General features: G+C 72.7%; 9 protein-coding genes. 3 read left to right on the forward strand and 6 right to left on the reverse strand.

Annotated features, from left to right (window positions below):
• Positions 1-61 precede the first annotated feature (61 nt).
• Together snpA and ACFV18_RS08175 are read left to right on the forward strand one after the other, a co-directional pair.
• Positions 62-691: a snapalysin gene (snpA, locus tag ACFV18_RS08170; protein WP_380480525.1), complete on the forward strand. Its 630-nt coding sequence runs from the start codon at positions 62-64 to the stop codon at positions 689-691.
• A gap of 255 nt (positions 692-946) precedes the next feature.
• Positions 947-1,882: a ferritin family protein gene (locus tag ACFV18_RS08175; RefSeq protein ID WP_380480527.1), complete on the forward strand. Its 936-nt coding sequence runs from the start codon at positions 947-949 to the stop codon at positions 1,880-1,882.
• Positions 1,883-1,996: 114 nt separating this feature from the next.
• Here the strand turns inward: ACFV18_RS08175 and ACFV18_RS08180 are convergent, their stop codons facing one another.
• The 4 genes from ACFV18_RS08180 to ACFV18_RS08195 form a co-directional block, all read right to left on the reverse strand.
• On the reverse strand, positions 1,997-2,665 hold the full coding sequence (locus ACFV18_RS08180) for a class F sortase (RefSeq protein ID WP_380480529.1): 669 nt from the start codon (positions 2,663-2,665) through the stop codon (positions 1,997-1,999).
• Between the two features lie 82 nt (positions 2,666-2,747).
• Complete coding sequence (locus tag ACFV18_RS08185; protein WP_380480531.1) at positions 2,748-4,571, reverse strand: putative Ig domain-containing protein; 1,824 nt, start codon at positions 4,569-4,571, stop codon at positions 2,748-2,750.
• A 274-nt stretch (positions 4,572-4,845) separates the two neighbouring features.
• Entirely contained in the window at positions 4,846-6,804 is a 1,959-nt protein-coding gene (locus tag ACFV18_RS08190; RefSeq protein ID WP_380480533.1) for an ATP-binding cassette domain-containing protein, read from the reverse strand.
• Positions 6,805-7,146: 342 nt separating this feature from the next.
• On the reverse strand, positions 7,147-7,488 hold the full coding sequence (locus ACFV18_RS08195; protein ID WP_380480535.1) for a hypothetical protein: 342 nt from the start codon (positions 7,486-7,488) through the stop codon (positions 7,147-7,149).
• 328 nt (positions 7,489-7,816) lie between these two features.
• Between ACFV18_RS08195 and ACFV18_RS08200 the strand changes: the two genes are divergently transcribed.
• Entirely contained in the window at positions 7,817-9,094 is a 1,278-nt protein-coding gene (locus ACFV18_RS08200; RefSeq protein ID WP_380480537.1) for a glycoside hydrolase family 3 C-terminal domain-containing protein, read from the forward strand.
• A 128-nt stretch (positions 9,095-9,222) separates the two neighbouring features.
• Here the strand turns inward: ACFV18_RS08200 and lanL are convergent, their stop codons facing one another.
• Together lanL and ACFV18_RS08210 are read right to left on the reverse strand one after the other, a co-directional pair.
• Positions 9,223-11,721 (reverse strand): class IV lanthionine synthetase LanL, encoded by a 2,499-nt coding sequence (gene lanL, locus ACFV18_RS08205; protein WP_380480539.1) that lies wholly within the window; start codon positions 11,719-11,721, stop codon positions 9,223-9,225.
• A gap of 2 nt (positions 11,722-11,723) precedes the next feature.
• A complete protein-coding gene (locus ACFV18_RS08210; RefSeq protein WP_198520389.1) occupies positions 11,724-11,885 on the reverse strand; it encodes an SflA family class IV lanthipeptide in 162 nt (53 codons plus the stop codon).
• Positions 11,886-11,981 lie beyond the last annotated feature (96 nt).

The following is an 11,981-nucleotide window of genomic DNA, read 5'->3' on the forward strand; positions in this document are numbered from 1 at the left end:
TGTCACCGCGTCCCGGACGGCCTCCCCGCGGCCCCGGGACCCGCGAAATGGAGTTCCCCACATGAACCGCTCCATGACCGTGCTCGCCGCTGCCCTCGGACTGGTCCTCGCGGCCGGCACCGCCGCCGTGCCCGCCGCCGCGGCCACCACCACCCAGGGCTACACCCCGCCCGCGGGCATCGCCGCCACCTCCTCCGAGGAAGCCAACAACAAGGCGTTCTTCGAGGCCGTGATGAAGTCGGCCCGCGCCAAGCAGGCCGCCAACCCCTACCTGATGGCCGTCACCGTCACCTACGACGCCAGCCAGGCCCCGAGCTTCCGCACCGTCATATCCCAGAGCGCGCAGATCTGGAACTCCTCGGTCACCAATGTCCAGCTCCGCTCCGGCACCAACGCCGACTTCCGCTACTACGAGGGCAACGACTCCCGAGGCTCCTACGCCTCCACCGACGGCCACGGTCGCGGCTACATCTTCCTCGACTACGCGCAGAACCAGCAGTACAACTCGGTCCGCGTCACCGCCCACGAGACCGGCCACGTGCTCGGCCTGCCCGACCACTACTCCGGCCCGTGCAGCGAGCTGATGTCCGGCGGCGGCCCCGGCACCTCCTGCACCAACCCGTACCCGAACGCCACCGAGCGCAGCCGGGTCAACAACCTCTGGCTGTACGGCCTGGCCGTCGCCGGCTGACCCCCGCCCGCCCGGGACGCAGGCCCCGCCCCGGGCCGGGCAGGCGTCCGACCACCGCACCGCAGGACCCCCGTCGCCCACCCGGGCCGGCGGGGGTCAGTGGCAGCCCTGCGGGCGGGAGGTTGGGTATCGGCCGGGAGGGGCCCGATGGGATGGGGCCGGGTGTACGGCGAACGGAGCAGACACCTCGATCGTGGACGATCCGTCTGCTTTTATGCGAGCAGCCCCCACCCCGTCACCCACTGGGAGAAGAACGTGCTGCCTTCCGCCCGTCACCTGCTCGCGATCGGGACCTGCCTGCTGGCCGTCGGCGTCCCGTCCACCGCCGTCGCCGCCCCGCAGTCCGTCCACCGGCTCCAGCCGCAGACCCTCACCGACCTGCAGACCTCGATGCAAGGCGAAGCCTTCGCAAACGCCTCCTACACCTTCTACGCCGACCAGGCGGACCGGGAGCAGCTGCCCGCCGTCGCGGACCTCTACCGCCGCACCGCCAAGGTGGAACTCCACGAGCACTTCCACGAGGAAGCGCTGCTCGCGGGCGTGATCGGCGACGAGGCGGCCAACCTCACCGCTGCCATCGAGGGAGAGACCTACGAATCGACCACGATGTATCCGCAGTTCGCCCGGGAGGCCGAGCAGGACGGCGACCAGAACGCGGCGGCGCTGTTCGCGGAGATCGCCAAGGACGAGGCCGCCCACAACCAGGCGTTCAAGGCCGCGCTCCGTGTCCTGCAGACCGGAGAGGGACAGGTTCCCGCCCCGCCCCAGGCCGACCAGGTCCCAGTGCCCGCCGGCCCGCCGCAGGTGCACTCGGCCCGGACCCTGGCGAACCTCGACACCGCCCTGCACGGCGAGGCGCTCGCCTTCGCCCGCTACACCGTCTTCGCCGAGCAGGCGGCACAGACCGGCGACGAGCGGGTCGCCGAACTGTTCACCGGCACCGCAGCGGTCGAGCTGCACGAGCACTTCGCCGGCGAAGCCGTCCTGCGCGGCTTCGTCAAGGACACCCGGACCAACCTGCGCACGAGCATCGCCGGCGAGAACTACGAGGCGTGGACCATGTATCCGACCTTCGCGAGGCGGGCCGAGGCCGCGGGAGACCTCGACGCGGCCGAGCTGTTCCGCCACAACTCCCGTGACGAGGCCGGCCACGCCCGGGCGTTCCAGGAGGCCCTCATCCACCTCGGCTGACCGCCGGTCACCGCCGGTGCGCCCGGCTCCCCGCGAGGGGCGCCCCGGGGGCGAAATAGGGGATCGCGGCAGCCGGTGCTCCGGCTGCCGCTTCGGCGTGTGGGAGGCGGCGTGTCACCGCGGGTCGGTTGCGGTGTTCGGGGCGAGGTGGGCGGTGATGACGAAGTTGTCGACTGCCGGGGTGTTGTCGGGCTTTTCGAGGCAGGTGAGGACGACCAGGCGGCCGGGGACGTCGGACCAGATGGCGGTGGCGTTCGGGAGGTCGGCCTTGGGGATGGTGGTGGCCTGGTCGACGATGTACTGGGTGCCGCCGGCGTCGATGACCGCGCCGGGGGTGACGTTGGAGGTGCCGGTGTCGGCGGCGAAGAGGTAGTTGCCGGGGCCGAGGGCGCCCCAGCGCAGGGAGTGCATCGCCACGTAGACGGTGCCTGCTTCGGGGGCGGTCGGGGTGCCGAGGTTGGTGATGCGGTAGGCGGCGGTGAAACCTGGGGGGACGACCGAGCCGCCGACCTCGTTCATGCTTCCCAGGGGCACGTCGAGTCCGACCGAGGGGACGATGAACCGGCCCGCGCCGTCGGGTTTCGCGTCCTGCTGCTGTTTCTGCTCGGGGGGCAGGTCTGCGCCGGGGTCGAGTTGGACGGGTCTGCCGTTCATGTCCACACCCGCCACCTGCCGCGCGGGTGCGGCGGGCTCGTGGTGGGTGAGGGCGTACCCGCCGAGCAGGGCGAGCGAGGTGGCGGTCAGTAGCAGCACCGGCCACCCGGCGCGGCGGTCCGTGGTCATGGGCGTTGCTGCTCCTCGACAGGACCGCCCGCCGGTCCCGGAGGGGCGGCGGGCGGTGCGGGGACGGACTGGACGTGACGGGTCAGGGGCGGCGCCTCTTGCGCCGCAGGGTGAGGGTGGCCAGTCCGGTGGCGGTCAGCAGGAGGGCTGCCGCGCCGGTGATCGGCCAGGCCGGTGACGAGGTGTTCGGGTCGGCCAGCGATCCGCCGGTGTCCACGGACGGGCCCTCGGGGTGGGGGCCGCGGGACGGCTTGTGGGTGGGTTCGTGGGTGGGAGTGGGCTTGGGCGAGGGGGTGGGGGTGTTCGGGGTGATCGGGAGAACGGTGCCGGCGGGCTGGGAGGTGAGTGTGGCCCCGTCGGGGAGCCGGCCGGAGGCGGTGGCGGTGTTGCGCAGGGCGCCGGTGGTGAGGTCGGCCTCGGTGATGGTGTAGCGGGCGGTGCAGCGGGTGGAGGCTCCTGCGGCGAGGGTGCCGCCCAGCGGGGTGGGGTCGCAGGTGATCGGGCCGAATGGTCCGGTGCCGGAGAAGTCGACGTCGTTGATCGCCAGCGAGGTCAGTGGCAGGTTGCCGCTGTTGAGTACGTCGAAGGTGTAGGTCACGACGTCGCCCGCCGCGGTGAGCTCGGTGATCGGCTGCCCGTCCGCGTCCGTGGCGGTCGCGGTCTTGGCGAGCGAGAGGCCCGGAGCCGCCGGGTTGATGACGATGGTGTACTCGCGTGTCGAGGTGCCGTCGACGGGGTCCGAGACCTGGACGGTGAAGGTGTAGCTGCCCGCGGCGGTGGGGGTGCCGGTGATCGTTCCGTCCGGGTTCAGCGTCAGCCCCGGTGGGAGCTCACCGGCGGCCAGTGTCCAGGTGAGCTGGGGGTTCGGGTTCTGGGTGGTCGCCTCGACCACGTCCGTGTAGCCGACGCCCACCGTCCCGTCGTGCAGGAACGGCGTGATGATGCACGGGGGCTGGGTCAGGCCTCCGGACAGGTTTTCGTTCCATCCGGAGAAGGTGTTGCAGATCAGCGTGGTGCTCGCGGCGGCGCCGGAGTAGCCCGCGATGCCGATGCCCCAGAAGTCACGCAGGGGCGGCTGGATGGGCGATCGGGTGATGTTGTTGTAGGAGATGGTGATGTTCGTGCCGCCTGTGACGTTGATCCCGACGTCCGCACCGTTCGGGCCGGCGATCGTGTTGTGATCGACCGTCACGTTGTTCGCGGTGAACAGCAGCATCCCGGTGGAGCTGCTCGCCGAGTTGTTGGCCGTGTACGTCAGCACGGTGTTGTCGGTGAAGGTGCCGCCGGAGTTGAAGTACTGCACCGAGTTCTGCGCGATGTTGCCGGTGACCGGCGGCGCGGGCAGGGGGATGGCCATGTCCGGCGGGCCGAGTGTGGAGCCGGTGACGTTCATGGTTGCCTCGCCGTTGGCGGTCAACCCGTTCTTCTGGAAATCCGCCACCGTGACACCGGTGACCGTCACGGTCTGCGGGCCGCCGTTGGTGGCGTCGACCATGATGCCCTGGCCGAAGTTGTAGGTCTGGTGCCGGGTGATGCCGGTGACGGTCACGTTCGACAGCGACCCCGAGGCGGAGAGGAACCTGATGCCGAAGAACGGCGCGTTCGTTCTGGAGTCGGCCGGATCCCTGGGCAGGTAGTTGCCCTGGACGGTCAGGTTCTCGATGGTCATCGTCGTGGCGCCGGAGGCGTTGCTCACCACCGCGTCCAGCAGGGGGGACGCCAGGGAACTGTCGGTCGCGGTGATCGTGTGACCGGCGCCGTCCAGGGTGTACCCGTCCGGGATCGTGAGGTTGTCCGTGGTGGCGCAGTCCCCGGTCAGGGTGATCGTGGTGCCCGAGGTGGTCGAGGCGGTGCAGACGGTGCGGATGTCCACCGTCGCGGCCGAGGCGGGGGACGGTGCCCACACCAGCGATCCCGCCACAACGGCCCCGCCGACAACGGCGGCGCTCAACATGCGACGCCGGCCGGACCACGGTCCTCGTGGATGCCGGCGTGAAGACACGGCAGTGGTGCCGAATTGTGACGCTCTGATAATCATCATGTGACAACCTCCCGCCAGGAGGCTAGGACCCGGACAATCCGGTCAGAAGCCAACACCCCGGACACCTGGCGGCCCTGACTGCCAATCACCCGTTCGCCGCCCCGGGGAAGGGCGGCGAACGGGCCCGCGACGCTGTCGGCTACGCGGGGCGTTGGGCGGGGATGGTGCGGTCGGCCTGGAGAGTGAGGAGTTCGCGGAACAGGCCGTCGTGGTGGGCGAGTTCGCTCCAGGTGCCGGCCTGGACGATGCGGCCCTGATCGACGACGAGGACACGGTCGGCGAGGCGGGCGTTGGCCAGGTTGTGGGTGACCAGGAGGGTGATCCGGCCGGCCGCGAGGCTGCGCAGGGAGTGCAGGATGCGGTGTTCGGCGCGGGGGTCGAGGTCGGAGGTCGGCTCGTCGAGGATGAGCAGGCCCGGGCGGCGGGCGGTGCGGAAGAAGGCGCGGGAAACGGCGCCGCGTTGCCAGCCGCCGCCGGAGAGTTCGGCGCCGCCCTGCCAGCCCTGGGCGAGCAGGGTGCGCCAGCCGGAGCGCAGGCGGGCGACGGTCTCGTCGAACCCGGTCAGGGCCGCGGCCGCGGTGACGGCGGGGGCCGGGTCGCCGTCGTACTGGCCGAGGTGGACGTTCTCGGCGGCCTGCAGCGGCCAGCGAGCGAACTCCTGTGGTACGCGGGCCACTTGGCGGAACAGCCCGTCGGCGTCGAGGTCCCCGATCGGGACGCCGTCCCAGCTGATCGTCCCGCCGCCGGGCTGCGGCAGGTACAGGCCGGAGAGCAGCTTGAGCAGGGTCGACTTGCCGGAGCCGTTCTGCCCGATCACCGCGACGACCTCACCCTGGCGCAGGGTCAGGTCGATGCCACGCAGCGCCGGTTCCTGCTGCTCGCCCGGGTAGGTGTAGGTCAGGCCGGTGACCTCGATCGTCCTCGGCGGGCCGGGGACGACGCTGCCACGGGCGATCCGGTGGCCGCCGGCCTCGTCCAGGAAGGTGAAGTAGTCGTCCAGGTAGAGGCCCATCCGGTAGAGCCGGGCGCCGTTGCCGACCATGCCCTGGATGCCGCCGGCGGCGGTGCGCAGGGCGAAGGTGGCGGAGCCGGCGGCGGCCAGGCCGATGCGGCCGGTGGAGACCAGGTAGAGCAGGGCTCCCCACATCAGTGCCGCGCCGGCGCCGGTGGCCAGCGCGGCGAGCAGCGAGACCCGGGCCGCCTCGCGTCCGGCACGGTCGGTGACGGTGACGATCCTGGCCTCGGCCTGGCGGTACTTCTCCAGCATGAACGGCAGGACCTGGTCGGAGCGGACCTGGTCGGCCCGGCCCTTGTCGATCAGGTACCAGCGGTAGATCCGCAGGGCATGGCGTTCGTCGCCGGTGGTGATCGCGGCGAGGTAGTGGATGCGGGCGGTGCGCACCGCGGCGATGCCGGTGGGCACCGAGCCGAGCAGCAGGAACGGCACGAGCAGCGGGTGCAGGGTGGCGAGGACACCGGCGGCGGCGATCAGCGAGACGGTGGAGGCGATGACGTCCTGTGCGGAGGTCAGCAGGTCCTGGGTGGTGGACGCGCCCCGGTCGGCGGCCTCCCAGCGCTCCGCGTACTGGGGTTCGTCGTAGGCGGCGAGTTCGGCCGAGCACCCGGCCTCGATCAGCGCCATGTCGGCGTCCCGGTTGATCCGCGGTGCGACCTTCCCCGAGAGCGTCATCACGGCGATGCCCAGTACCGCCCGCAGCGCGGCGGACGCGGTGAGGATCGTCAACGACGGTGCGGCGTCCCGGAGATGGGCGGCGACCGGGCCCGGGCGCAGCAGGGCGGCGAGGGTGCCGGTGGTGGCGTACAGGGCGAGTGCGCCGAAGACGCCGGCGCCGAGCTGGCAGAGCAGGAGCAGGACGGTGGAGCGGCGGTCGGCGGCCCAGGCGAGGTGGAGGGCGCGGCGGATCAGCTGCGGCAGGCGGCGCACCATGGTGGCGGTGGAGATGGACTGGCCGACGAGCTGCCGCTTGTCGCCGGGGTGCTGGTAGCGCAACTCCTCGTCGTGCTGGGGGAGTTCGGTCTTGTCCTCGGGCTCGGCGTCGGCTTCCCGGGGCGGGTTCGGGTGGGCGGTCTCGGTCACGTTGCTCCCTGGTTCGACGGCTGGGCGGGGCAGGTGCGGGCATGGCCGGGTGGCAGCGGTGCCGGGTGGCGCGCTGTGTCGGGGTGCGGTTGGTGCGCCCCGATCCTGGCAGGGCGCGTTCGGCGCGTCGGGCGTGTCCCGGACGGGCTCACCCGATCCGGGTAAATCTGCGCGGGCTCCGGCGAGTTGGTGGATGTTGATCATCCGGGCGGGCAGCGGGCGGCTACAGCGGGGTGGAGGCGCTCTCCGTGTGGACGGTGGTCCGGCCCGGGAAGCGCGCGGCCAGGACGATGGCGAGGAACCCGATGGTCGTGGCGCGGACGGCAGTTCGGTTCACGGGGCTCAGGGGGTGGCGGGCGGGAGGGGGCCGGTGAGGAGGGCTTCGAGGTCGGTGTCGGCCGGTTCGTAGAGCCAGGCGATCAGGCCGCCGAGGGCGAGGGCGACGAGCCACTGGGCGCTGGTGGTGACGGCTTCTCCGCTCAACTGGCCCGTTTCTTCGAGGTGGTGGGCGGCGGTGGAGAGGCTGTGCTCCAGGCGGGCGGCCATGTGGTCGTGGGCCGGGTGGGACGGGACGGTGGCCTCGCACATCAGGACGATCTCGGCGGCGGCCTGCCAGCGGGGGCGGTTGCGCAGCGCGAGCAGGCGGCCGCTGGGGGAGCTCTCGTCGGGGGCGGGGGCGGTCAACTCGGCGACGACCAGGTCGAGGAGGGCGCGTTGCGCTGCTGGAGCGCCTCACCCTGGAACAGAAGGTCCGGCTGCTGACCGGCGCCTCCGTCTGGTCGCTGCACGAGGAACCGGCCGTCGGCCTGCGCTCCATCGTGGTCTCCGACGGCCCGTGTGATCACCCCGCTCGACGGCCTGCGCGCGGCCTTCGGCGTGCGCTCCATCGTGGTCTCCGACGGCCCGTGTGATCACCCCGCTCGACGGCCTGCGCTCGGCCTTCGGCACGGACCGCGTCCGGTAGGCGCCCGGCCTGCCGCCCACCGGCGAACTGCACCCCTTAACCCGGGACTTGGTCACCGACCCGGTCACCGGCGAGGAGGGCGTCCGCGTCCGCTACCTCGACCAGGACGGCGCGGCGTTCAGTGAGAAGAACTTCGCCTCCGGCCGCCTCGCCTGGCTTGGCGACCCGCGCCTGCTCAAGGCCGCCCGCGTCGAGATCACCACCCGCCTCACCGTTGACCGCGACGGCCGGCACGACCTCGGCTTCGCCGGCATCGGCGGCTTCACCTTCGAGATCGACGGTGAGAGCGTCAGCACCGAACCGCTCGCCCCCGTCGGCGGCGACCCGGTCATCGCCCTCCTCAACCCGCCGACCCGGGTGTTCCCCCAGGAGCTGACGCACGGTCGGACGGTCGGGCTGCGGCTGATCTGGACGACGGCGCCGATGGGAGACTTCCCCCTCGGTGTGGTCCAGCTCGGCTACAAGGACATCTTCGGCGACCCCGCCGAGGAACTCCGGCGGGCCGTCGAGACGGCCGCCACCAGCGACCTCGCCGTGGTGGTCGTCGGCACCACCGAGGCCATCGAGTCCGAGGGCTTCGACCGTCCAGGCCTCGCCCTGCCCGAGGGCCAGGACGAGCTGGTCCGACAGGTCCTGGCGGCCAACCCGCGCACCGTGGTGGTCGTCAACTCCGGTTCCCCCGTGGTGATGCCGTGGCTCGAGGAGGCAGCGGCCGTCGTGCTGTCCTGGTTCCCCGGCCAGGAGTTCGGCGACGCCCTCGCCGACGTCCTCACCGGCGCCCGCGAGCCCGGCGGCCGACTGCCCACCAGCTGGCCCGCCCGCGAGCAGGACGTCCCCGTCTGGGACGTCGAACCGCAGGACGGCCGACTCGCCTACACCGAGGGCCTGCACATCGGCTACCGGGCCTGGCTCAAGCAGCAGCAGAACGGCGGCAACGCCCCCGCGCTGCCGTTCGGTCACGGCCTCGGCTACACCAGCTGGCAGTTCGGCGAACCGGCCGTCGGCGTGTCGGCCGACCGGGTGGTGGTCGAGGCGGACGTCGTCAACACCGGTGCGCGGCACGGCAAGCAGGTCCTGCAGGCCTACCTTTCGCGGCCCGGGTCGGCGATCGAACGGCCGGTTGCCTGGCTCGTCGGGTTCACCGTCGTGCGCGCCGATGCGGGCGAGCGGGTGCGCGCCCGCATCGAGATCGCCCCGCGTGCGTTCCAGCACTGGGACACCGAGGCGCACGCCTGGGCGACCGAGAGCGGCCCGTTCACCCTGCGGATCGCGACCTCCGCCGCCGACCCCGGCCACACCGTCACGGTCACCCCGGCCGGCGAGTAGCAGGGCGACACAGACCCCCTTACCGCCCTCGCGCCTGGGGGCGGAAAGGGACTGGTGCTGTGGGGCCGGAACCTGACGGACGGTCCCGCAGCACCTCTTGGACTTCGACCGGCCTGTTGTGCGGTCCGTCAGGGGAGCAGTGCGGGGCCGTCGGCCTCGGTGGGGTCGGCGAGGCGGCGGAGGAAGGTGAGGACGCCGGCGGTGCCGGTGGCGTAGGGGAAGGCGGGGTGGGTGAGGCCGGGGTCGGGGAAGACGGGGCGGGTCGGAGGGCCGGCGGTGCGGGTGAGGAGGAGGGTGGCGACGGTGGTGGCGGCCTCGTGGAACTCCTCGGCGGTGGGGGCGAGTTCGAGCATCAAGTGGCCCACGCCGGCCAGGCCGCAGCACTGGGTGACCAGGGGCATGCGCGGGGCGATGGCCAGGCAGGTGCGGGCGGACTGTTCGGCGAGGGCGCGGTAGGCGGGGTCGGCGAGCCGGTCTGCGGCGCGGGTCAGGACGGTGCCGATTCCGGCCAGGCCGCGGCACCAGGAGCCGTAACGGCGGGTGGCCGCAGGGTGGTTGGCGGCGGCGAGGATCGCGGGGGTGGCGGCGGCGAGCTGCGCGCAGGCCCGGTGGGCGTGCTCCAGGGCGGCCGGATCGCCGGTGGTGTGGGCGTACTCGAGGAGGAAGTACGCGACCCCGGCTTCGCCGTGGGCGAGCCCCTGGGACAGGGCGGCGTCGCCCGGGCGCGGCTCGGCGGTGGGGGTGAGGCGGGCGCGGCCGGTGGTGAGCAGGTCGTGGCAGGCGGCGGCGACGGCGAGGTGGCGGGTGGCGTGGCGGTTGTCGCGGTGGGCCAGCAGGAGGTGGCCGAGGCCGATGCCCGCGACGCCGTCGATCAGGTCGGCCTCCGGTGGGCCGCTGCCGTCGGGGCCGTGCGCGGGGAGGGCGATGGTGGTGGCGGGAGGCCGGTCGGCGGCGGTGAGGAAGAGATCGACGCCGGTGCGGCCGGAATACAACCCCGGTGGCAGCGTGCGGCTTTGGCGTGAGGTCCAGTCGGCGAGCGCGGTGACGGCGTCGCGGACGCCCGGGCGGTGGAGGTGGTGGAGGAGTTCCAGGCCCAGGCCGGCGCTGCCGCTGTAAAGGTCGATGGGGGTCGGGACGGCGGTGCGGGCGGAGAGTTCGGGGTCGGCGATCCGCCGGGCCTCGGCGACGCAGTACGCGGCGGTGTGGTCGAGGATCTCGGCGAGCCGATCGGGGGACAGGCGCGGGCCGGTGCGTGTGAACTCCGGTGTGGCGGCGGGTGGTTGGGAGCCCTTGCGGAGGTGCTCGGCGCCCGTCGTGCGGGCGGTGGCGTCGAGGTCGGTCAACTCGGCGATCAGGGCGCGGACTTGGTGGTGGGACGGGCCGGGGAGGGCGAACTCCAGGGCGGCGAGCGTGCGTTCGCGGTTGACGGCCGGGTCGGAGTCGAGGATCACCGGGTCCATGCCGGTGGCGGCGAAGTACAGCGTCATGCCCAACCCGTAGTAGTCGTCGGCGGGTTGGGCCGCGAGGCCGGGGAGGACGACGGGGTCGCTGTAGCCGGGGGTGGAGCCGGCGGGGCCGGTGCCGTGGACGGCGCTGGTGCCGAAGTCGATCAGCTGGGGGTGCCCGTCGGGGGTGAGGACCACGTTGTTGGGCTTGAGGTCGCGGACGGTCACGCCGTGCCGGTGGACGGCGTCCAGGATCCGGAGCAGCTCGCGGCCCAGCGTGAGCAGCCGACGTGGGCCCAACTCGCCGTCGCGGTAAGGGCCGTGGGTCTGGACGTCGCGGCGAAGGTCGCGGTCGCCGCAGCTGGTCATCACCAGGTACTCGTCGTCGCGGTGCCGGAAGTAGTCGAGCGCGCGGGGCAGGCCGGGGGCGTCGGCGAGCAGGTCGAGCACGGCCCGCTCGTGGCGCAGGCGGTCGCGGGTGTCGGCGCCCTGCGCGTCCTCGGCGACGTACGCCCGGGCCTGTTTGACCACCACGGCGGTGCCGGTGGCCTGGTCGAGTGCGCGGTAGACGTTGCCCTGCGGCTTGCGGGTGATGCCGCCGGTGACGCGGTAACGGCCGCCGCCGAAACCGGAGTTGGCGGTGGGTGCGGGCGGCGCGAACGGGTCCTCGGCCCAGGGCGGGCAGCGGTAGGCGGTGGCTGCCAGGCCGTCGAAGACCCGGCCGTCGGGGCCGGTCATCACGGATTCGAGGCGTCCGCTGCGGCCGGTGCGGTACTCGCCGGTGAATGGGCCGTACCGGTAGTACACCGGGGCGTCGGGGTCGAGGCGGCGGTCGCTGACGATCTGCGGGCCCTGGTGTCCGCGCAGTACGGTGACCAAGGCTTCGGCCAGCGGCCGGAGTTCGTCCGGCGCGGGGTAGAGCGTGAGTGCCTTGCCGACCGAAGCGGCGTTCTTGGTACCGGAGTTGAGGGTGCGCAGGGTGTCCGGGTCGCGGGCCCACTTGGCGTGGCAGACGTGGCGCTCCAGCACGGGCAGGACGAGGGCGGTGACGGCGTTCAGCGTGCTGGGGCGGGTGGAGATGTGGAGCTTCCAGCCGTGCTCCATCGCCGGCATCCGCGGATCGTGCAGGTACGACCAGATGTCGTCGGACCAGCTGCGGCGGCCGGCGATGGGCGCGGTCACTGTCAGCGGTCGCAGGCGATGCGGGTGGTGGCGGTCACCCACGGGTCGGCCAGGCAGGCCGTGGGGTCGTGGTCGGCACGGTCGTCGTCCTCGAAGACGAGGATCTCGTCGTCGACCAGCAGCGGACCGGCATCGCGGATCTCGGTGAGGGTGGCAACGGGCATGTGACGCCTCCAGGTCGTGTGGTGTCTCCGGCTGCCGCCGGTGGTCGGCGAACGCCGAGGACGGCGCGGCCCGGTGGGGCCGACGTCCTGGAGCAT

Origin of the sequence: Kitasatospora sp. NPDC059673, from assembly GCF_042734215.1 — a bacterium.
In the GTDB taxonomy this organism is placed as follows: Bacteria; Actinomycetota; Actinomycetes; order Streptomycetales; family Streptomycetaceae; genus Kitasatospora.